The organism is Frondihabitans peucedani, from assembly GCF_039537585.1.
Lineage (GTDB): Bacteria > Actinomycetota > Actinomycetes > Actinomycetales > Microbacteriaceae > Frondihabitans > Frondihabitans peucedani.
Genome location: NZ_BAABAU010000003.1, coordinates 230,644 through 250,709 on the forward strand (window position 1 = coordinate 230,644; position 20,066 = coordinate 250,709).

A 20,066-nucleotide genomic window follows, 5' to 3' on the forward strand; every position below is an offset into this window, starting at 1 on the left:
GCACTCTCGACGAAAGGCGACCCGATGGCCGGCCAGAAGAAGCTCGAAGCGTCCGCGAAGAAGGCCCTGAAGAAGGCGAAGGAGGCCGTCGGCGAAGCCGAGGCGAAGGCGAAGAAGGCGAGCAAGCAGCGCAGGATCGCCGCGGCCGACCTCCGATCCGACCTCCAGAAGACCGTGGCGAAGGCGAAGCTCGAGAAGGCCCAGCTGAAGGACGCGAAGCAGGCGGTCGAGAAGAAGACGGCCGTTCTGAAGAAGACGTCGTCGAAGAAGGCGAAGGCGGCCGAGGCTCTGGCCGACGTCCCCACCCCGCCCGCCGCCTCGGCGTCGACGCGCGACCTCCCGCTCCCCCACGAGGTCACCGTGGACGTCCCCACCGCCGACGGCCGTTCGGCCGCCGCCGACCTCTCGTCGCTCACGATGATCCAGCTCCGGCACCTGGCACGGGAGAAGAAGATCCCCGGCTACTCGCGCCTGTCGAAGGCGACGCTGGTGGAGCGTCTGCAGGAGGCCTAGGCCGCCGGCTCGTCGACGACGCCGAGCCGGGCCCGCCGCACCTTGGCCGCCTTGGCTGCCGCCGGCTCCGGCCCGAGCAGCGCGCCGATGCCGGCGAGCATCACGGAGGTGGCCGGCCTCGTCGGCAGCGTGATCGGGCCGAGGTGCGGCAGCTCCAGGCCGAGCAGCTCGCGGTGCCGCGGCGTCAGCGTGCCGACGGCGCCGTCGAAGAGCACCGGGTAGCCGGCGCGCAGCACGGGGAAGAGCGGCGGGCGCTTCAAGAACCGCACCACCTCGTCGGTCCGGGCCGAGCGCTCGAGGACCCCGTCGGAGTCGTACGCGTCGAGCTGGGCGCGGAGGGCGGCGGCCGACCGGGGCGGATCCTGCACGCCCATGAGTTCGCCCGCGATCGCCCACTCGCGGACGTAGGCGTCGGCGCCGCCCGGGATCGGCGTTCCCCACGCCAGCGCCGTCGCCAGGAACGAGTCGGCGAATGCCAGGTGCACCCACCTCAGGAGCGCCGGATCGTTCGCCGCGTACGGGTGCGTGACGCCGTGCCGGTCGTCGTAGCTGCCGGTGACCTTCTCGTGGAGCCGGAGCACCCAGTTCGAGGCGTGAGTCGCGGCCTCCTGACTGCCGTACGAGACGGTGAAGATCCAGCGGATCGTGCCGGCCAGGCGCCCGAGGGGATCCTCCCGGTAGCGGGAGTGGTCGTGGACACCGGCGAGAGCACCCGGGTGGAGGGCCTGTACGAGGAGCGCCCGCACTCCCGCAGGGATCGTCGACATGCCGCCGTGGACCGCCCAGACCGCCGACCCGGGGCCGAAGAAGCCGGGGTCGTCGCCCTTCTCGAGGTCGCTGACCCACTCCGGGATGCCCGTCCTCTGGCCGTTGAACGTGTACTGGAGGCGGGCCCGGATCGGTTCGGTGAGCGCCGGGAGGAGCGCGGTGGCTGGCATCTGTCCAGTAGATGCCAGCCACCTGGAGAAGTGCCCTACTCTCCCTGTGCCTCGAGAGACACGTCGTGCCACTCGTTCCAGAGGGCCAGGCGCGACTCGTAGTCCTTCGTCGCGATCTCGAGCGGGGCCGCGCCGAGGAAGATCCGCAGCGGCGGGTTCTCGGCGTCGACGATCTTCAGGATCGGGCCGCGAGTGGCTCCCGGGGTGCCTCGCTTGGCCGAGACGCTCGGGCGGTTCTTCATCGCCTCGTGCGCCGCCTCGTACGCGGGGAGCTCGTCGCTGTGCTTGGCCGACGGGCCCGCCCAGTCGGTCGAGAAGCCGCCGGGCTCGATGGTGGTGACCTTGATGCCGAAGCCCTGCACCTCCTGCGCCAGCGACTGCCCGAGAGCCTCGAGCGCCCACTTCGACATGTGGTAGGCGCCGATCCCGGGGAAGGCCGAGATCCCGCCGATGCTCGAGACGTTGATGATGTGGCCGGACCCCTGCTCCCGGAGGAACGGCAGCGCGGCCTGGGTGACCCAGAGGGCGCCGAAGAGGTTCGTCTCGAGCTGCGCGCGGACATCCTGCTCGCTCAGCTCCTCGATCATGCCGAAATGGCCGTAGCCGGCGTTGTTGATGACGATGTCGAGCCGTCCGAAGCGCTCGTGCGCGGCCTTCACCGCTTCGAAATCGGCCTCGCGGTCGTCGACGTCGAGCTGCAGCACCAGGAGGGTGTCCGGGTACTGCTCGGCCAGATCGTCGAGCGCCTCGGGCCTCCTGGCGGTCGCCGCCACGCTGTCGCCGCGCTCGAGGGCGGCCTCCGTCCACTCGCGGCCGAAGCCCTTGGACGCTCCTGTGATGAACCAGACCCTGCTCATGCGGTGTTCCTCTCTCGTGATGATCCCGGATCAGCCAACTCCCCGGCTGGCCGGGACGCACGAGAACTTGCGCTGGCGAACCTCCTAGAGTGGTGAGGTGACCATCGACACCGAACGTCCCTGGCTGGCCTCCTACGCTCCGGGCATCCCCCACGACATCGAGCCCGCCACCGGCTCGCTGATCGACCTCGTACGACTCACCGCCGAGAAGTACCCGAAGGCGACGGCGCTGGAGTACTTCGGCGCCGAGACCAGCTACGAGAGCATGGTCGAGCAGATCCAGCGCGCCGCCGAGGGCCTCCGCGCGCTCGGCGTCTCGAAGGGCGACACCGTCGCCCTGATCCTGCCGAACTGCCCCCAGCACGTCGTCGCGTTCTACGCGGTCCTGCGTCTCGGCGCGATCGTCGTCGAGCACAACCCGCTCTACACGCCGCGCGAGCTGCAGCACCAGTTCGAAGACCACGGGGCCCGCTTCGCGATCGCCTGGGACAAGGTGGTGAAGACGATCCAGGGCTTCCCCGCCGAGGTGCCGATCGACGGCATCGTCTCCGTCGACGTCACGAAGGCCATGCCGCTGTCGATGCGGATCCAGCTGCGACTGCCGGTCAAGAAGGCCCGCGAGTCGCGTGACCGCCTGACCACGCAGGTCACCGGCACGACGCCGTGGGAGAAGATCGCAGGATCGTCCAGGATCGTCGCGTCGCACCCCCGCCCCGCCACCGACGACCTCGCGCTGATCCAGTACACCTCGGGCACGACCGGCAGCCCCAAGGGCGCGATGCTGTCGCACGGCAACCTGATGTCGAACGCCGCGCAGTGCCAGGCCTGGATCCCGCAGATCAAGGAGGGCTCGAGCGTCGTCTACGCGATCCTGCCCATGTTCCACGCGTACGGGCTGACGCTCTGCCTCACCTTCGCCATGCGCATGGGCGCCCGCCTGGTGCTCTTCCCCGCCTTCGAGCCGTCGCTCGTGCTGACCGCGATGAAGAAGCACCCGCCGACATTCCTCCCGGCCGTGCCGCCGATCTACCAGCGCCTCCAGCGCGCCGCCGACGACGCTGGGGTGTCGCTGAAGGGCATCGACATCGCGATCTCAGGAGCCATGCCGCTCTCGGCCGCGGTCGTCGAGCCGTGGGAGGAGCGCTCCGGCGGCTGGCTCATCGAGGGCTACGGCCTGAGCGAGACCTCGCCGGTCCTGATGGCCAACCCGGTGTCGGACGCGAGGCGCGCCGGCACGGTGGGGCTGCCGTTCCCGTCGACCGAGGCCCGCGCCGTCGACCCCGACGACCCGACCAGAGACGTGCCGCGCGGCGAGCCCGGCGAGCTGCTCGTGCGTGGCCCGCAGGTGTTCTCCGGCTACTACCACCGCCCCGAGGAGACCGCCGAGGTGCTGATCGAGGGCGGCTGGTTCCGCACCGGCGACATCGTCACCATCTCGGACGACGGCTTCGTCGCGATCGTCGACCGGATCAAAGACCTCATCATCACCGGCGGCTTCAACGTGTCGCCCTCCGAGGTCGAGGACACGCTGCGCCAGTTCGACGGCGTCGAGGACGTCGCGGTGGTCGGACTCCCGAGCGCGTCGGGCGAGCAGGTCGTGGCCGCGGTCGTCGTCGAGAAGGGCGTCGAGCTCGACCAGTCGGCGCTCCGCGAGTTCGCGCGCGAGAACCTCGCCGCCTACAAGGTGCCGCGCCGGATCGTCGTCGTGAACGAACTCCCGAAGAGCCTCATCGGCAAGGTCATCCGCCGGAAGGTCAAGGAGCAGCTGCAGAAGAAGTGACCCCGAGGTGCTCGGCGACCGCGTCGTAGACGCGCTGCTGAGCCGCGAGCGACTCCCGCCAGCCTCCGGGCACGAGCAGGCCGTGGTCGCCTCCCGGGACAGTCACGACGCGGGCGTCCGTTCCCTCGAGGCGCTCCGGACGCCAGAGGTCATCGGCCTCGCCGCCAACCACGAGGTCGTCGCGGGTGGCGGCTGCGAGTGCCTGTGCGACCGGCTCGTCGGTCAGGATCGGCGTGAGCCACACGCCCCGCACGCCCTCGCGCCCCGCCCACGGCGCAGCCAGGGTCCCGAACGACTTCGCCACGACGAGCCTGCGGCCGGCCCCGGGAGTCGACGGCTCCGCCGCAGAGAATCCGTCCTCGACGGAGCGCTCCACGAACTCGACGGGCGTGACATCGGCTCCGCCGCCCTCACCCCAGGTCGCGACGCGGACCTGCCACCCGGCCCCCTCGAGGAGCCGAGCGCACCAGTAGAGGAGCGGTGCCTGAGCGGTGTAGCCGGAGCCGGGCAGGATCAGGGCCACGTCGGCCGAACCCTGGCCGGCGACCGTCTTCCAGGTCGTCGCGATCATGCCGGAACGCTACTCCGCCGCGCCGCCCTCGACCAGCCAGGCGAGCCGCTGCAGGGCCTCGCGGTTGCGGACGTTCAGCACCGGCTCCATCAGGAGCGGCGGCACGAGTGTGCCGGGCCCCGACCTCGCGTACTCGGTCATCGTGACGAAGCAGCCGCCGGAGCGATCCTGCACCTCGATGGTGACGTCGGCCTCGCCGAGCGGCCAGCCGCGGGCGACGAACTCGGCCCGGACGGGCGGGCTCCAGTCGACGACGGAGGTGGAGTCGTCGATCACGACGGGCCAGACGCCGAACGAGTGGTGGATCTTCGAGTCGACAGCGGGCCACGCCTCTTCGACGTCGCGGATGCGCGAGGCACCGACGACCCAGCTCGGGAAGAGCCAGCCGTTGGCGAGGACGGCGAACACCTCGTCGGGGGTCGCTTCGATGAATCGGTGGATGGTCGACATCAGACTCCTCCTTCGGATTCGGGCGAGAGGTCGGGAAGGCTGTGGATTCCGAACTCGTGGCGCAGGGCGCTCCGCGCGGCGTAGGCCCCGCCGAGGCCGTGCACGCTCGGGCCGGGCGGCGCCGACGAGGAGCCGAGGTAGACGCCCTTCGCCGGAGTGCGCCACGGCTCGACGTCGACGACCGGACGGGCGATGAGCTGCTTGACGCTGGGGGCGCCGCTCGCGATGTCGCCGCCGATGTAGTTCGGGTCGTAGTTCTCGAGGTCCTTGGCGGTGCGAGCGGACGAGGCCAGGATCGTGTCGCGGAACCCGGGCGCGTACCGCTCGATCTCGCGGATGATGACGTCGGTCTGGTCGATGTCGGAGTCGCGCGGCACGTGCGTGTAGGCCCAGAGCGTGGCCTGCCCCTCCGGTGCCCGGGTGGGGTCGATGGCGCTCTGCTGCACGGCGAGGACGAACGGGTCCTCTGCGTGGCGACCGCGGGCCACCTCGCGCTCGGCGGCGGCCACCCGTTCGCGCGAGCCGCCGAGGTGGACGGTCGGCGACCCGGCGATCTCGGGGTTCTTCCACGGCACGGGCTCCGACAGGGCGAAGTCGACCTTCGACGCCGCGTTCCCGTACTGGAACCGCCGGAGCGCCCGGGAGTACCAGGCGGGGAAGCGGTCGCCCGCGATGTCGGCCATCGCCCGGGCGCTCACGTCGAACACCGCCGCCCGAGGCGAGCCCAGCTGGTCGAGCGAGGTCACCTCGACGCCGGTCTCGATGACGCCGCCGTGCGCCCGGACGTCGTCGGCCATGGCGTCGACGATGCTCTGGCTGCCTCCGCGCGGGACCGGCCAGCCTCGCGCGTGCGCGTGCACGGCGAGTGCGAGCCCGGCGGCTGCGGCGGACAGGCTCGGCATCGGCCGGATCGCGTGCGCCATCACGCCCGCGAGCATCGCAGGCGCCTCCTCGCCGCGCCACCGCTCGTTCCACCAGGGGCCGCCCTGATCGAGCATGGCGAGGCCGAACAGGGCGATCGTCGCCGGGTGCCTCGGCACCTGCAGCAGCGACGAGAGGCTGAACTGCGCCAGCTCCGCGTCGCGCTCGACCAGGTCGCGGAAGAGCGTGTCGTACGACCGGCCGTCGCGGCCGAGGCGCGCCACGGTCCGGTCGAGGTCGCGGAACGCGATGCCGGCGCGGCCGTCGGGCAGAGGGTGCGCGTAGGAGATGTCCGGGGTGAGCATCTCGATCCTGCGCTCGAGCCCGAAGGAGCGGAAGAACCCGGAGACCGCGCCCATCGGGTGGACGGCCGAGCAGATGTCGTGCAGGAAGCCGGGGAGGGTCAGCTCGGCGGTACGGGCGCCGCCGCCGATCGTGTCCGCCTTCTCGAGCACGCGCACGGAGAGTCCGGCGCGGGCGAGCACGACGGCCGCCGCGAGCCCGTTCGGGCCCGCGCCGACGACGACGGCGTCGTCGGTCATCGCCGCCGGAGTCCGGCCGTGAGGGCTGCGACGCCGCCCAGCAGGGCGCCGGCCGCGGCCGCGTAGCTGACGCGCCGGTGCTGGGTGTACCAGATCTGCGGGCTGGTCTCCTTGGCCTTGTCGCTGAAGATGCCCCGCGACCCGTGGTCGCCCTCGACGGGCGCGTAGAGGTTGTCGGGCAGCATCGGCTGCTTCTTGTCGGGCGCCTGCTGCCCCGAGTACCCGGTCTTGGCCAGGTACACGTCGAGGAACGGGGCGACGAAGCGGTTGCCGAGGACGGTCATGACCGTGGGCTCCCCGATCCAGCTGCGGCGACGCGGGTGGTCGGCCACGTCGGCGACGGCGCGGGCGCACGTCTCGGGCTGGAAGATCGTGGGCACCGGCTGCGGGTGGTGCGGCAGCTGCGACTTCACCCAGTTGAACTGGATGGTGTTCATCGCCGGCATGTCGACCTGCGAGATCTTCACGTTGCTCTTGTTGTGGAGCAGCTCCGTCGTCACCGACTCGGTGAACCCGGTGATCGCGTGCTTCGAGGCGCAGTAGGCGGCCTGCAGCGGGATGCCGCGGTGCGCGAGTGCGGAGCCGATCTGGATGACGTGGCCGCTGTCGCGCGGCACCATGCGCTTGAGGGCCGCGCGCGTCCCGTTCACGAAGCCGAAGAAGTTGACCTGGGTCGCCCGCTCGAAGTCGCCCGGCTCGGTGGTCAGGAACTCGCCGAAGACGCCGACCATGGCGTCGTTCACCCAGAGGTCGATCGGGCCGAGCTCCTCCTCGACGCGCGTGGCGGCCGCCTCGACGGCGGCGTCGTCGGACACGTCCGTCGAGATCGGCAGGGCGCGCCTGCCCGCCTCGGTGACGTCGCGCGCGGCCCCCGCGAGGCCCTCCTCGCCTCGGGCGAGGATCGCGACATCCCAGCCCCGGGCGGCGAGTTCGCGGACGATGGCCCGCCCGAGTCCGGCGGTCCCTCCGGTGACGACGGCGATCCTGTCAGGCACGTGGCTCTTCGATGGCATTCGGCTCCTCAGCTCGGACGGCCGCGCTCGGCGGCCGAGTGGCCCACGCTAGTCGCGCCACGCTCCACATGTGCTTCCGCGCCGTGCACACGGCGTACCCCGCTACGAGGTAATCTCATACCGCTGGCCCGGTTCCCTGACCCCGGATCGAGCCCGGAGACGTAGGAGAAAAATGGGATCCCTGATCTATGGCTCGACCGCCATCGAGATCGAATTCGAAGATCGCACCCTCGAGCACCTTCAGATCGTCATCGCGACGAAGCTGCGCCGGCGCGAATCGTTCTTCTTCTCCTGGCGCGACCCGCAGAAGGTCGGCGACGGCCGCTCGAGTCTCTGGATGGACGCCAGCATCCCGCTGTACTTCAAGTACAACGGCGGGCGCGTGCCGACCATCAGCCGGTCGTGGCTCGCCGAGCTCACCAACAGCGCCAACAGCTCGTCCGGCCTGGTGCTCACCGACGAGCCCGCGCTCGACAACAGCGCCAAGCCCTAGGCGCGGCGGCGACGGGAGCCGGCGCTAGGCGCGGGCTGCCCTCCGGCGCTTCGCCAACAGGATCGCGAGGGCACGCCAACCGATCAGGAAGACCGCCAGCACGACCGTCGCCACGATCACGAAGCTCACGGCGACGCCCTGGTCGCTCGAGTGGCGGAGCAGCATGCCGACCAGCACGGTCACGACCGTCACCACGGCGCCCGACAGCACCGTGACGAAGGGCCAGCGGAAGCCGACCAGCACGAGCCAGCCCAGCACGAGCCCGGAGACGAACGGCCAGGCGGTCGTCAGGATGCCGGTCAGCGCGTCGGACTCGTCGTGACTCCGCCGCCCGATCAGGACGAACGCGAGCACGAGCACGAGGTCGAGAACGAACGACCACCACGGCGTCCTGCCGAACACGGTCTTGGGGATCACGAGCGCGACCTCGGATTCTCGAGGGCCTGCGAGAGCTCGCGGAGCAGCTCGTCGATCTGCGGCTCGACCAGGCGGTCGACAGCGTCGGCGATGCGGCGGCGGTGCTCCACCAGGGCCAGGCACACGGTGGTGCCGACCGTCCGCGCGTGGTCGTCGGCCAGTTCGAGTTCTCGGCGCAAGGCTGCCTTCGCTTCGTCGGAGTAGGTGGTGGGCGGCGCAGGATCGGCCGGCACCTCGGCGGGCTCCACCGAGCGGCGGTCCTCCTCGGCGAGCTCCTGCAGAGTGAAGAGAAACGGCTGCCCGGGCTCCGGCTCGGGATCGATCTCGAGCCCCTGGAACTCCAGAGCCAGGCCCTCGTCGGGGCGGTAGCCGTGGTGGTGGTCGGGATGCGCCCTGGCGAGCTCACGGCTGACCATCGGGAGGTTCCTCGCCGTGTACTCGTCGACCGCCTCGTCGACGATGACGCGCATCCTGCTCAGGAGAGCGTGCTGGACCGCGTGCGGGACGTCGTGGTCGAACCCGGCGGCCGTGGCGACCGGCGACCCGAGGCAGAGGCGGCAGACACGAGTGCGGGCCTTCGAGGTGCCGAGCTGCCACCTCGGGAGCCAGCGCAGGAAGGCGTCGACGGACGAGCGCACGCGCCCCTCGATCGAATCGGCCATGCCTCATTTTAGGTCGCCCGGGGTCGGAATCCTGGGTCCCCGCGCCGGATCCGGGGGTAGCTTGCAGGCGAGACGGGCGCCGGTGGCGACCCGCAGCACCGACGACGAGGAGCACCCCATGACCGATCACCCCGACGACGTCGAGGCCCTCGACTCCGAGCCCGACGCCGAGGCCCGCCGCGGCGACTCCGCGGACGAGGTCGCGCAGACCGACCACGACATCACGAACCCCTCGAACAACCTCCCCGAAGAAGAAGTGAACGACCTGCTCGGCGGGAGCTTCCCGCTGCGCTGACCGGCGCTGGAGGGCGGCCGTCAGGCCAGGACGCGGTCCTTCTGGATCGCGTCCTTCTCCATGAGGCGCCACCGCCCGCCGCTGAGCGGGGCGAGGCAGACCCCCACGTAGATCACCCCCACGATGCCGAAGGTCGTCGAGACGCCCCACGCCGAGGCGGCGAAGCCGCCGAGCAGCCCGCCGAGCGGCACGCCCGCCCACGCGGCAGCGGTCAGGAGCCCGAAGACGCGCGCTCGGAGGTGCTCCGGGATCCGCTCGAACTGGACCGCGCCGAGGATCGGGTTGAGCGACCCCGCGGCGAGGCCCGACACGACCATCCCCGCGATCAGCCACGGCACCGGGAGCCCGAGAGCGAAGACGCAGAGCGACGGACCGCCCGCCAGGACGAAGCACACGGAGAACGTGACGCGCCGCGGAACCCGGTGCGCGACGAAGCCGAACAGCACGGACCCGACCAGCGCGCTGCCGCCGAAGCAGGCGACGATCCAGCCCAGCGCTCCTGCCCCGCCGAGCCGCTGGTCGGCGTAGAGCGGCAGCAGCGTGTTGCTGCGGGCCGCGTCCAACAGGTTCGTGACGAGCACCAGAGCGACCAGGATGCGGAGGAGGGGGTCGTGGACGACCGCCCGGAACCCCGCGCGGAGATCAGCCCAGTAGCCCTCCTGCACCTCGTCCGAGGCCGTGACCGACACGGGCGCGTCGACGAGGAGGACCGTCACCAGGGCGGAGAGGGCGAATCCGGCGGCGGTCGCGTAGAGCGCCTCGAACGGCCCGAGAGCAGCGACCAGGATGCCGGCCAGCGGTGCGCCGATCAGCCCCGACAGGCGGGTGGCCGCGTCGATGAACCCGACCGAGCGCTCGAGGCGCACGCCGGCGAGACCCGAGATGTCGGGGACGAGCACGCGTCTCGCCGTCTGACCGGGGGTGTCGAGCAAGCCGCCGACGAAGACGAGCCCCAGCAGCGCCCAGAACGGCAGGCCGACCGTGACCGCCAGGATCGGGATCAGGACGATCGCAGCCCCGTTCACGACGTCGGCCAGGATGCTCGAGCGCTTGTAGCCGATCCTGCCGACCAGGACTCCCCCGAGCGGGCCGCCGATCACGATCGGGACCGTCGCGACGAACGAGGCCACGCCGACCTGGACGGGGCCGCCGCCGGTCGCGAGGACCGCGAACGGCACGGCGAAGAGCGTGACGACGTTGCCGGTCTGCGACAGCGCGTGGGCCGTCAGGAGAGCGGCGAGGGAGCCGACGGCGCGGCGGCGGGTCACGATCGCGCGCCGGTCATGCGCGACGGTGCATCGTCGTCAGCAGGGCGACGGTCTCGGCGCCCGGGGCGTCGGGGGCGCTGTCGGCGAGCTCCTGCCAGCGGTCGCCGAGCGCGAGGAGCTCGTCGCGGAGCTCGGCGGCCTGCTCGGGAGTGAGCCGCAGGAGTCGGTCGTACGCGACGGCGGCGGAGCGCCACTCCGGCGGCTGCTGCGGCAGCGAGTCGATGAAGCGGTCGTACGAGTGAGCCCAGGCCTGCGAGAACGCGCGCTCCAGCACCAGGGCCGAGGCGAACTTCTCGGGGTCGTCGACGAGGCTCGCAGGATCGACGCTGGTCGTCTCGTGCGCGGCCCGCCACCAGCGCTCCCGGCCGTCGGTGCCGTGATCCTGCGCCTCCTCGATCAGCCCGGCCGAGGCGAGCCGGCCCAGGTGGTAGCTGACCGTGCCCGGAGCCTCGTCGACCACGTCGCCGAGCAGGGCCGCCGTCTGCGGGCCGCGCTCCCGGAGGAGGCCGAGGAGCTCGAGGCGGGTCGGGTGGGCGAGGACGCGCATGCGGGCGGCGTCGTCGAGGGTCACGGTGGTGCGGCGGCGGGCTGGCATGGAGCCATGCTAGATGCACAAGAGTCGTTGTGCAAGAGCTGTTGTGCAATGCTTCTTGTGTACTGCGTCTTGCGCAGTGCCTCGCGTGCTTCGCGCTCTCTCGGGTTCAGGCGGCGGGCGGCACCGAGTTGACCATCCACTCCACGCCGAAGCGGTCGGTGAACATGCCGAAGCGGTCGCCCCAGGGTGCGACCTCGAACGGCATCGTGACGTTCCCGCCGGCGGAGAGGCCGTCCCAGTAGGCCGCGAGCGTGTCGGCGTCGTCGCCGGAGAGCGAGACGGTGACGTTGTTGCCGACCTCGACGGGCATCGTCGACGGCGCGTCGGAGCACATCAGGGTGAGGCCGAGGGGCGTGCTCAGCTCGCCGTGCATGACGAGGGAGCCGTCGTCGTCGGGCAGGTGCTCGGCCATCCCGCCCTCGGCGAAGGTCGTGACGCGGGGCTCGCCGCCGAGGACCGACGCGTAGAACGCGATCGCCTCCCTCGCCTCCCCGCGGAAATTCAGGTACGGGTTGAGTGTGATCGACATGGAGCCTCCTCGATGAGCCTTCGCGTGCGGCCAGTCTGGACCGCCGGGAGGGCCACGGCAAGAGCCACGTACGATGGACCGATGTCGAGAACACCGCGGGAGTCGTCCTGCTGATCCTGCGTGCCCGTCTCGTCGGGGCAGCCCTCGTGGCCGTCGCGGGCCTGAGCGGGATGTCGATCGGCCCTGCTGCTGCTGCTGATGTTGGTGCTGGTGCTGGTGCTGCAGCCGCTTCTGCGCCGTCGAGCGCTGCCGACTCGAGGGCCCCTGCCGCCGGCCTCGACTACGTGGCGCTCGGCGACTCGTACGCTGCCGGCTTCGGGCTCGGCGACCCGACCGGTCGACCCGTCGGAGCGTGCGCGCAGTCGGCCGAGGACTACCCGCACCGGGTCGCCACGGCGCTCGATCTCGACCTCACCGACGTCAGCTGCTCCAGTGCGACGACCGCGAACGTCGTCGACACGAGGCAGTCGGGAGCCGCACCCCAGGTCGACGCGCTGGGGCCCTCGACGAGGATCGTCACCGTCTCGATCGGCGGGAACGACGCGGACGTCTTCGGCACCGCGGCATCCTGTATCGCCCTCGGGCGCACCGGGCCGGTGTTCGATGCGAAGGCGACCACCCGATCCTGCAGGGAGACCCTCGACGCCGGCGGCGACGACAGGCTCACGCGGGCGATCGACAGCACGACCGCGACCGGCCTCCGCCGGGCGTTCACCGCCATCCGCGCCCAGGCGCCGAATGCGCGGGTCTTCGTCGTCGGGTACCCCGCCGTCTTCCCCGATGCAGCGCACACGCCGGTATCGGGCTGCTTCCGGCCCGTCATCGACGGCACGAGCCTCAGCGAAGGACTCCCCCGCAACGGATTCCCCTTCACCGACGTCGACGTCGCCTACCTCTCCGGAGTCCAGGCGCACCTCGACGCCGTGCTGAAGAGGGCCGCCGCCGCCGCGTCGTTCACGTACGTCGACACCCTGCCCGGGTCGCAGGCGCACTCCGCCTGCTCGAGGGCCGACCCGTACATCGAGGGCGTCTCCCTCGTCGCGTCGGCCGGCTTCACGAAGATCAGCCTCGAGCCCGGCGCTCTCCACCCGAACGCCCGCGGCGCCGCCTACCTGGCCGACCAGACCGCCGCCGCCATCACGAGGTCGCTCGCGTCGACGCCTTCCGCTGGTGCTGGTGCTGGCAATGGCGCGGGCGCGGGGGTTGCTTTCGGGCTGCCTGTCGCCGTGTGGCTCGCGCTCGGGCTGGGGCTGGCGCTTATCGCGGCGGCGGTCGTCGCGCTGCTCGTCGCTCGTCGTCGTCGCGGCCGTCCCTCCCCCGACGCGCGCGACACCCCCTAGCGCCGCCTCTGCGCCGCCACCCGCCGGGTCGCCGAGATCGCACTACCCGTCGCCTCGAGCCTCCCCCACCCGACACCTACTGCGATCTCGCGGCCCGGGTCGCCGAGATCGCACTTCGACACGCCTCCCGCTCCCCGACCCCTGTCCAACCGCGATCTCGGCTGCCCGACCTGTCCGGCCTGGGCCCCGAGATCGCACTAGCCGTCGCCTCGAGCCACCCGCACCCGACATCTACTGCGATCTTGCACGCACGACACCGCGCGACACGAGCAACTACGGGGCAGTCACGAAGTCGATGAGCTCCTCGACGCGCCCGAGGAAGGCGGGCTCGAGGTCGGCGAAGGTCCGGACCTGACCCAGGATCCGCTGCCACGCCCGCGCGATGTCGGCCTGCTCGGCGTGCGGCCAGCCGAGCGCCTCACAGATGCCTTGCTTCCACTCGATCGACCTCGGGACGACCGGCCACTCCTTCATGCCGAGGCGGGCGGGCCGGACGGACTGCCAGACGTCGACGTACGGGTGCCCCACGACGAGCACGGAGCGGCCGAGCGGGGAGGTCGCGATGGCGTCGGCGATCCTGCTCTCTTTGGAGCCCTTCACCAGGTGGTCGACCAGGACTCCGACGCGGCGCTCGGGCCCCGGACGGAACTGCCGGAGGACCGCCTCGAGGTTGTCGACGCCCTCGAGGTACTCCACGGCGACGCCCTCGATGCGGAGGTCGTGGCCCCAGACCTTCTCGACCAGTTCGGCATCGTGGCGGCCCTCCACGAAGATGCGGCTGGGCAGGGCCGTCCGGGCCTGGGCGTCGGTCACCGCGAACGAGCCGGACGCCGAGCGGAGGCGACCGGCGGGCGCGGCCCGAGGGAACTGCAGCCGGACGGGCTCGCCGTCGATGGCGAACGACGCCGTCAGCGGGAACGCCCGGACCCGGTCTTTCCAGTCGACGAGCTCGACGGTCTGGGCCTCGACGCGGACGATCGCGCCCGTGAACCCCGACACGGTCTCTTCGACGACGAGGTCGCGCACGGCGTCGACGAGGCGGGGCGGCGGCTTCCGGCCGGCCTTCTTCCAGTCGCCCGAGAGCACGTCGCCGGCGTACCGGTCTGCACCGAACCCGGCTGCACCAGGCCCGGCACCGTGCCCAGCGGCACCGAACCCGGCCCCGCGGTCAGCGCCCGGCACTGCCCGCCGCCCTCTGCGCGGCCTGTCGCTGCGGCAGCCGGAACCCGTCGGCGAACACCCACACCGCGAACACGAGCAGGATGACGACGAACAGCAGCGACACGACCACCGGGAACCACGGGATCTCGAGGAGCCCGTTCCGCTGCGAGACGATCGCGACGACGACCTCGGCCGCCACGAACCAGTAGGTGATGCCGATCGCGCGGGAGAGGTAGGTCGCGTAGCGTCGACGCATCTCGGCGGTGCGGCCGGGCGCCTTCCAGTAGGCGGCGTTCGGGACCAGGAGGTGCCGTGTCGGCATCAGCGTGAGGAAGAGCCCCGCGACGATCCAGACCGCGAAGACCACCAGGCCGATGATCAGGATGCCGATCTCGAAGTCGCTCCGGGAGGCGGCGAGGCCCCGCTTGCCGACGGCGGACCAGATGACGATCGTGTGCTCGGGCAGCGTCTTGGACGCGACGAACGCGGCGACGGCGAGAGCCGCCATGCCGAGGAGGAGCGGCCGGAGGGGCGTCAGCCACCAGCCGACCCCGCGGGGCGGCTGCTGGGAGCGTGTCTGCGCGTTCACGGTCGGGGAAGCCGAGACGGTGCCGGAGGCCAGATCAGGCCTGCGCCCGCTCGAGGACCAGTTCGCGCACGCGAGCCGCGTCGGCCTGGCCCTTCATGGCCTTCATGACCGCTCCGATGACCGCACCGGCCGCCTGGACCCTGCCGTCGCGGATCTTCTCGAGCACGTCGGGCTGCTGGGCGAGCGCGGCGTCGATGGCCTCGATGAGGGCTCCGTCGTCGGAGACGACCTTGAGGCCGCGCTTCTCGACGACCTCGGCCGGGGTGCCCTCGCCGGCGATGACGCCCTCGAGGACCTGGCGCGCGAGGCGGTCGGTGAGCTCGCCGGAGTCGATCAGGGCGATCAGCTCGGCGACCTGCTGCGGGGTCACGAGCGACGAGGGCTCGACGTCGGGCCCGGCGAGGTTCGCGAGGCGGGCGATCTCGCCGGTCCACCACTTGCGGGCGGCCTGCGGGGAGGCGCCGGCCGTGACGGTCCCGACGATCTCGCCGAGGAGCCCGGCGTTCTTGACGTCCTGGAACTCCAGGTCGGTGAAGCCCCACTCGCCCTTGAGACGGCGCCGCATGACGGCGGGCGACTCGGGCAGCGCGGCGCGGAGCTCCTCGATCAGCCCGGTCGACGGCTGCACGGGCAGCAAGTCGGGCTCGGGGAAGTAGCGGTAGTCGTCGGCGTCGCTCTTCGGACGGCCGGCGGAGGTGCGGCCGGTGTCCTCGTGCCAGTGACGGGTCTCCTGCGTGATGGTGCCGCCCTTGGCCAGGATCGCGGCCTGCCGCTGGATCTCGTAGCGGATGGCGCGCTCGACGGCCCGGAACGAGTTGACGTTCTTGGTCTCGGTGCGCGTGCCCAGCTTCTCCTGGCCCCGGGGGCGGAGAGAGATGTTGGCATCGCAGCGGAGATTGCCGCGCTCCATGCGGGCCTCGGAGATGCCGAGGCCGCGGACGATGTCGCGGATCGTCTCGACGTACGCGGCACCGAGCTCGGGCGCGAGCGCCTCCGCCCCGATGATGGGGTGGGTGACGATCTCGACGAGCGGCACACCTGCGCGGTTGTAGTCGACCAGGGAGTACTCCGCGCCCTGGATGCGGCCGGTCGAGCCGCCGACGTGCGTCAGCTTGCCGGCGTCCTCCTCCATGTGCGCACGCTCGACAGGCACCGTGAAGGTGTCGCCGTTCGGGAGCTCGACCTCGACGCTGCCCTCGAACGCGATCGGCTCGTCGGACTGCGAGATCTGGTAGTTCTTCGCCAGGTCGGGGTAGAAGTAGTTTTTCCGGGCGAAGCGCGACGACCGAGCGATCGAGCAGCCGAGCGCGAGGCCGAGGCTGATCGCGTACTTGACGGCCTCGCCGTTGACGACGGGGAGCGAGCCGGGCAGACCGAGGTCGACCGGCGTGATGTTCGTGTTGGGCTCGCCGCCGAACTCGTTGGGGGCGTCGGAGAACATCTTTGTCTTGGTCGACAGCTCGACGTGGACCTCGAAGCCGACGACGGGCTCGAACATCTCGAGCGCCTTGTCGTAGTCCATCAGTTCTGGGCGGGCGGCCATCAGACGACTCCCTCGGTTGCGGCGGACTGTTCGGTGACGCTGAGGCTCGGCGCCCGCGAGATGAGGGTGTGGCCCCAGGAGCTCTCGAAGAGCTGCTCGAGCGCGGCGCCGTAGGTGTACAGGCGGGCGTCTTCACGGGCCGGGGCCATCAGCTGGATGCCCGTGGGCAGGCCGTCTTCCTCGGCCAGGCCCATGGGGATCGAGATGCCCGGGATGCCGGCGAGGTTCGCCGGGATCGTGGTGAGGTCGTTGAGGTACATGGCCAGCGGGTCGTCGATCTTCTCGCCGATCGGGAACGCGGTCGTGGGCGCCGACGGCGAGATCAGGATGTCGACCTCGTCGAACAGGCGGGCGAAGTCGCGCTGGACGAGCGTGCGCACCTTCTGCGCGCTGCCGTAGTAGGCGTCGTAGTAGCCGGCGCTCAGCGCGTAGGTGCCGAGGATGATGCGGCGCTTCACCTCGGGCCCGAAGCCCTGCTCGCGCGTGGCCGCCATGACCTGCTCGACGGTGCCGCCGCCCTCGGGGTTGACCCGGAGGCCGAAGCGGACGGAGTCGAACTTGGCGAGGTTCGACGATGCCTCGGCCGGCAGGATCAGGTAGTACGCGCTGATCGCGTACTCGAAGCTCGGTGCGGAGAGCTCGACGATCTCGGCACCCGCGCCCGAGAGAAGGGCGACCGCCTCGGCGAACCGGCCCTTGACGCCGGCCTGGAAGCCCTCGCCGTTGAGCTCGGTCACGATGCCGACCTTGACCCCGCGGAGGGAGTCGGGAGCGAGGCCGGCGCGCGCGGCGTCGGCGAACGAGGGCCACTCGTCGGTCAGCGAGGTGGAGTCGCGCTTGTCGTGCCCCTTGATGACGTCGTGCAGGAGGCCCGCGTCGAGCACCGTGCGGGTCACCGGGCCGACCTGGTCGAGGCTCGACGCGAGTGCGATCGCGCCGTAGCGGCTGACGGAGCCGTAGGTCGGCTTCACGCCGACGGTGCCCGTGACGGCGCCCGGCTGGCGGATCGAGCCGCCGGTGTCGCTGCCGAGGGCCAGGGGCGCCTCGAACGCGGCCACGGCTGCGGCCGAGCCGCCGCCCGAGCCGCCGGGGATGCGGTCGAGGTCCCACGGGTTGTGGGTCGGGCCGTAGGCGGAGAACTCCGTCGACGAGCCCATCGCGAACTCGTCCATGTTGGTCTTGCCGAGCGGCACGAGGCCTGCGGCGCGGAGCTTGGCGACGACGGTCGCGTCGTAGGGCGGGATCCACCCCTCGAGGATCTTCGAGCCGGAGGTGGAGGGCATGTCGAGGGTGCAGAGCACGTCTTTGATGGCGATCGGGACGCCGGCGAGAGCGCCCAGCTCGTCGCCCGCAGCCCGGCTGGCGTCGATCGCGGCAGCGGTCTCGAGAGCCGCGGCGTTGACGTGGAGGAACGCGTGGACGTCGCCGTCGACGGCGGCGATCCGGTCGAGGTGGGCCCGGGTGGCCTCGACGGCCGACACCTCGCGCGAGGCGAGCTTCTCGGCCAGGTCTGCGGCGGACAGGCGGATCAGGTCGTCGCTCACTGCTCTTCTCCCAGGATCGCGCTCACCTTGAAGCGGCTGCCGTCGTGCTCGGGTGCGCCGGCCAGCGCCTGCTCCTGCGTGAGGGTCTCGCCCACGACGTCGTCGCGGAACACGTTCGCCAGCGGGATCGGGTGGCTGGTCGCCGGGGTGTCGGCCGACACGGCCTCGGTCACCTTCGCGATGCTGTCGACGATGTGGCCGAGCTCGCCCGTGAGCTTGTCGACCTCGTCGGAGGTGAGGGCGATGCGGGCGAGACCGGCGAGGTGCTCGACCTGCTCGCGCGTGATTTCAGACATGCGGCTCCGTCACGTGTTCTGTCGGGGGTACCCCGAGAGTCTATTCGGGTGCCGCCTGGGCCGATGCCCGACGCCGCCGTGCTGTGGAGAAGTCGGTGCCGTGCAGAAGTCAGTGCTGTGGAGAAGTCGGTGCTGCGGAGAACTCGCTGCCGTGGAGGACGGAGCGCAGGATCCGGGCCCGACCGGCCACAGCATCCTGCTCTCCCCGCTCAGGCGCCCAGCGACTCCCGGTTGACGTCCTGCGGGCGGACGAGCGCGAGGGTCGGCTGGTCGGTCGGCTGCGGCCCTCCCGGGATCGGCTGCCGCCCCTCGGCGAGGTCTCCGTGGCCCGTGCCGATGAGCGCGAGGTTGCGCATCGACTGGCTTCCGGGCGTGAAGTAGCGGTTGTGGGTCAGGACGGCGGACAGGGACTGCTCGGTGAAGGGGTCGGTGCCTCCGGCCACGTCGAGGAGGGTGGCTCCGTAGAGGGTGGATCCGGGGTCGGCCCCGAAGAAGCCGCTGCCGGCGACCGGGTCGAGGGCGGCGGCCGCGGCGTAGACCTGGCCGCGGGTGACGGCGAGGTCGCCGGCCTTCGCGACCACGCTGCCGGGCGACCCGAGTGCCACGAACGAGTCGACGTGGATCTTCCCGGAGGTGAGGGCGATGCTGGCGGTCGTGGAGCCGTAGGAGTGCGCGATCAGGGTGACGTGCGGCTCCGATCCTGCGCGCGCCGCCGTCAGCCCCTGGACGGCGTCCTCCAGGTGCACGGCGCCCGCCTCGGCCAGCGACAGGCCGAGGACGTTGGTCAGGTCGGGCGTGCGGTAGCCCATCCAGGCGATCGTCGCGTTCGTCGCGGCCGAGGCCGTCGCATCGGTGGCGAGCGTGCTCGACCAGAAGTCCTGCGCGGAGTGGAGGTCGGCGGCGCGGTCCGTCCACCAGGTGATCTGGTTCGACACCGTGTAGAGCATGCCGGGGACCATCATCGTGACGTTGTCGGCGGTGTCGACGTCGCCGACGGCCACCGCGGCCTTGCCCGGGAACACCGTGTCGAGCGACAGGAGGCTCCGCTTCGCGTCGTCGCCCTCGCGTCCGCGGTCGAGCGCGATCTCGACCTGCTGCAGCATGACGAGGCGCCGCGAGTCCGCGGACGCCCCGAGGAACCCGCTGCCCTGGGCATCGACCTCGCCGCGGAGGTGCGCGACCGTGGAGCTGAGCGTGAGCCGGTTGGCGAGGTCGCGGGTGTCGTAGGGGACGCCCTCGAGGTTGCCGACGACCGAGGGGAGGTCGGCGACCAGCTCGGTCTGCCGCGCTGCGGTCAGGTCGTGCCACCAGACGCTCGTCGCGGTGGCCGACCCGCGCTCGCCGAGCGCCGTCGCGAAGGTCACCGCCGACGAGTCGTCGGAGTCGAACGAGCGAGCGAAGCGGCCGAGGACCGCCGGCTCGACGTCGGCGAGCTGCGACAGGCAGGCCGACGCCCGGATGTCGCCGGACGTCGTCGCGGCCAAGGCCGTGCCGTCGACGGCTCCGCAGGAGGAGAGGTCGGTCGAGCTCTCGGGGACGCCCTCCACGGGCGCGGACAGCTCGACGGCGGTCGAGCGCTGCGGGAGGACCTCCGCGCGGCGGACTGCCGACACGAGAGAGACGGTCACCGGAGGCGCGTCGGACACCGCCTGGTGCACCGGCACGGCAGGCGACCCGGCCACGCCGAACACGTGGACCGAGGAGTACAAGATGGCTGCGACAACTAACAGCACGTCGGGAATCCCCTAC

At 71.5% G+C, this 20,066-nt stretch carries 22 protein-coding genes; 5 read left to right on the forward strand and 17 right to left on the reverse strand.

Annotated features, from left to right (window positions below; translation table 11 throughout):
- Positions 1-24 precede the first annotated feature (24 nt).
- Positions 25-513 carry a Rho termination factor N-terminal domain-containing protein gene (locus ABD733_RS12525; RefSeq protein WP_344796689.1) on the forward strand — a complete coding sequence of 163 codons (489 nt, stop codon included), beginning with the start codon at positions 25-27 and terminating at the stop codon, positions 511-513.
- On the opposite strand, the gene ABD733_RS12530 is transcribed toward ABD733_RS12525, so the two are convergent.
- Together ABD733_RS12530 and ABD733_RS12535 are read right to left on the reverse strand one after the other, a co-directional pair.
- Positions 510-1,451, reverse strand: a complete 942-nt coding sequence (locus tag ABD733_RS12530) for an oxygenase MpaB family protein (RefSeq protein ID WP_344796691.1) — start codon at positions 1,449-1,451, stop codon at positions 510-512. The genes ABD733_RS12525 and ABD733_RS12530 overlap by 4 nt on opposite strands.
- A gap of 35 nt (positions 1,452-1,486) precedes the next feature.
- A complete protein-coding gene (locus ABD733_RS12535; RefSeq protein WP_344796693.1) occupies positions 1,487-2,308 on the reverse strand; it encodes an SDR family oxidoreductase in 822 nt (273 codons plus the stop codon).
- 97 nt (positions 2,309-2,405) lie between these two features.
- On the opposite strand from ABD733_RS12535, the gene ABD733_RS12540 reads away from it, so the two are divergent.
- Positions 2,406-4,088, forward strand: a complete 1,683-nt coding sequence (locus tag ABD733_RS12540) for a long-chain-fatty-acid--CoA ligase (RefSeq protein ID WP_344796695.1) — start codon at positions 2,406-2,408, stop codon at positions 4,086-4,088.
- On the opposite strand, the gene ABD733_RS12545 is transcribed toward ABD733_RS12540, so the two are convergent.
- From ABD733_RS12545 to ABD733_RS12560, 4 genes are read right to left on the reverse strand one after another with little or no spacing between them, the layout of a single operon-like run.
- Entirely contained in the window at positions 4,063-4,659 is a 597-nt protein-coding gene (locus ABD733_RS12545; RefSeq protein ID WP_344796697.1) for a hypothetical protein, read from the reverse strand. The genes ABD733_RS12540 and ABD733_RS12545 overlap by 26 nt on opposite strands.
- Before the next feature lie 9 nt (positions 4,660-4,668).
- Positions 4,669-5,109 (reverse strand): SRPBCC family protein, encoded by a 441-nt coding sequence (locus ABD733_RS12550; protein WP_344796699.1) that lies wholly within the window; start codon positions 5,107-5,109, stop codon positions 4,669-4,671.
- Entirely contained in the window at positions 5,109-6,572 is a 1,464-nt protein-coding gene (locus ABD733_RS12555; protein ID WP_344796701.1) for a phytoene desaturase family protein, read from the reverse strand. Before ABD733_RS12555 ends, ABD733_RS12550 begins: the two co-directional genes overlap by 1 nt.
- Positions 6,569-7,585, reverse strand: coding sequence for an SDR family oxidoreductase (locus ABD733_RS12560; RefSeq protein ID WP_344796703.1), 1,017 nt, complete (start codon positions 7,583-7,585; stop codon positions 6,569-6,571). The genes ABD733_RS12555 and ABD733_RS12560 overlap by 4 nt, the downstream gene beginning before the upstream one ends.
- A gap of 172 nt (positions 7,586-7,757) precedes the next feature.
- Between ABD733_RS12560 and ABD733_RS12565 the strand changes: the two genes are divergently transcribed.
- Positions 7,758-8,078, forward strand: a complete 321-nt coding sequence (locus ABD733_RS12565) for a DUF7882 family protein (protein ID WP_344796705.1) — start codon at positions 7,758-7,760, stop codon at positions 8,076-8,078.
- Between the two features lie 24 nt (positions 8,079-8,102).
- Here ABD733_RS12565 and ABD733_RS12570 read toward each other — a convergent pair whose 3' ends face one another.
- Complete coding sequence (locus ABD733_RS12570) at positions 8,103-8,495, reverse strand: DUF3054 domain-containing protein (RefSeq protein ID WP_344796707.1); 393 nt, start codon at positions 8,493-8,495, stop codon at positions 8,103-8,105.
- Positions 8,492-9,157, reverse strand: coding sequence for a spermidine/putrescine ABC transporter substrate-binding protein (locus ABD733_RS12575; protein WP_344796709.1), 666 nt, complete (start codon positions 9,155-9,157; stop codon positions 8,492-8,494). Before ABD733_RS12575 ends, ABD733_RS12570 begins: the two co-directional genes overlap by 4 nt.
- Before the next feature lie 118 nt (positions 9,158-9,275).
- Here ABD733_RS12575 and ABD733_RS12580 point away from each other — a divergent pair, with 118 nt between their 5' ends.
- Positions 9,276-9,452 (forward strand): hypothetical protein, encoded by a 177-nt coding sequence (locus ABD733_RS12580; protein ID WP_344796710.1) that lies wholly within the window; start codon positions 9,276-9,278, stop codon positions 9,450-9,452.
- 20 nt (positions 9,453-9,472) lie between these two features.
- Here the strand turns inward: ABD733_RS12580 and ABD733_RS12585 are convergent, their stop codons facing one another.
- The 3 genes from ABD733_RS12585 to ABD733_RS12595 all read right to left on the reverse strand — a co-directional run bounded on the left by ABD733_RS12585 (position 9,473) and on the right by ABD733_RS12595 (position 11,844).
- Positions 9,473-10,720, reverse strand: coding sequence for an MFS transporter (locus ABD733_RS12585; protein ID WP_344796712.1), 1,248 nt, complete (start codon positions 10,718-10,720; stop codon positions 9,473-9,475).
- Positions 10,721-10,733: 13 nt separating this feature from the next.
- On the reverse strand, positions 10,734-11,315 hold the full coding sequence (locus tag ABD733_RS12590; protein ID WP_344796714.1) for a helix-turn-helix domain-containing protein: 582 nt from the start codon (positions 11,313-11,315) through the stop codon (positions 10,734-10,736).
- A gap of 106 nt (positions 11,316-11,421) precedes the next feature.
- Entirely contained in the window at positions 11,422-11,844 is a 423-nt protein-coding gene (locus ABD733_RS12595) for a VOC family protein (RefSeq protein ID WP_344796716.1), read from the reverse strand.
- Positions 11,845-12,014: 170 nt separating this feature from the next.
- On the opposite strand from ABD733_RS12595, the gene ABD733_RS12600 reads away from it, so the two are divergent.
- A complete protein-coding gene (locus ABD733_RS12600) occupies positions 12,015-13,184 on the forward strand; it encodes an SGNH/GDSL hydrolase family protein (protein ID WP_344796718.1) in 1,170 nt (389 codons plus the stop codon).
- Positions 13,185-13,457: 273 nt separating this feature from the next.
- On the opposite strand, the gene ABD733_RS12605 is transcribed toward ABD733_RS12600, so the two are convergent.
- The 6 genes from ABD733_RS12605 to ABD733_RS12630 all read right to left on the reverse strand — a co-directional run bounded on the left by ABD733_RS12605 (position 13,458) and on the right by ABD733_RS12630 (position 20,050).
- Positions 13,458-14,270, reverse strand: coding sequence for a DUF3097 domain-containing protein (locus ABD733_RS12605; RefSeq protein WP_425552923.1), 813 nt, complete (start codon positions 14,268-14,270; stop codon positions 13,458-13,460).
- Between the two features lie 82 nt (positions 14,271-14,352).
- On the reverse strand, positions 14,353-14,934 hold the full coding sequence (locus ABD733_RS12610) for a hypothetical protein (protein ID WP_344796722.1): 582 nt from the start codon (positions 14,932-14,934) through the stop codon (positions 14,353-14,355).
- A 34-nt stretch (positions 14,935-14,968) separates the two neighbouring features.
- Positions 14,969-16,477 carry an Asp-tRNA(Asn)/Glu-tRNA(Gln) amidotransferase subunit GatB gene (gatB, locus tag ABD733_RS12615; RefSeq protein WP_344796724.1) on the reverse strand — a complete coding sequence of 503 codons (1,509 nt, stop codon included), beginning with the start codon at positions 16,475-16,477 and terminating at the stop codon, positions 14,969-14,971.
- Positions 16,477-18,021: an Asp-tRNA(Asn)/Glu-tRNA(Gln) amidotransferase subunit GatA gene (gatA, locus tag ABD733_RS12620; RefSeq protein ID WP_344796726.1), complete on the reverse strand. Its 1,545-nt coding sequence runs from the start codon at positions 18,019-18,021 to the stop codon at positions 16,477-16,479. The genes gatB and gatA overlap by 1 nt, the downstream gene beginning before the upstream one ends.
- Positions 18,018-18,317: an Asp-tRNA(Asn)/Glu-tRNA(Gln) amidotransferase subunit GatC gene (gatC, locus tag ABD733_RS12625; protein ID WP_344796728.1), complete on the reverse strand. Its 300-nt coding sequence runs from the start codon at positions 18,315-18,317 to the stop codon at positions 18,018-18,020. Before gatC ends, gatA begins: the two co-directional genes overlap by 4 nt.
- A gap of 209 nt (positions 18,318-18,526) precedes the next feature.
- The gene (locus ABD733_RS12630) at positions 18,527-20,050 is read right to left on the reverse strand and encodes an alpha/beta hydrolase (RefSeq protein ID WP_344796730.1); all 1,524 of its coding nucleotides are present in this window, start codon (positions 20,048-20,050) and stop codon (positions 18,527-18,529) included.
- Positions 20,051-20,066 lie beyond the last annotated feature (16 nt).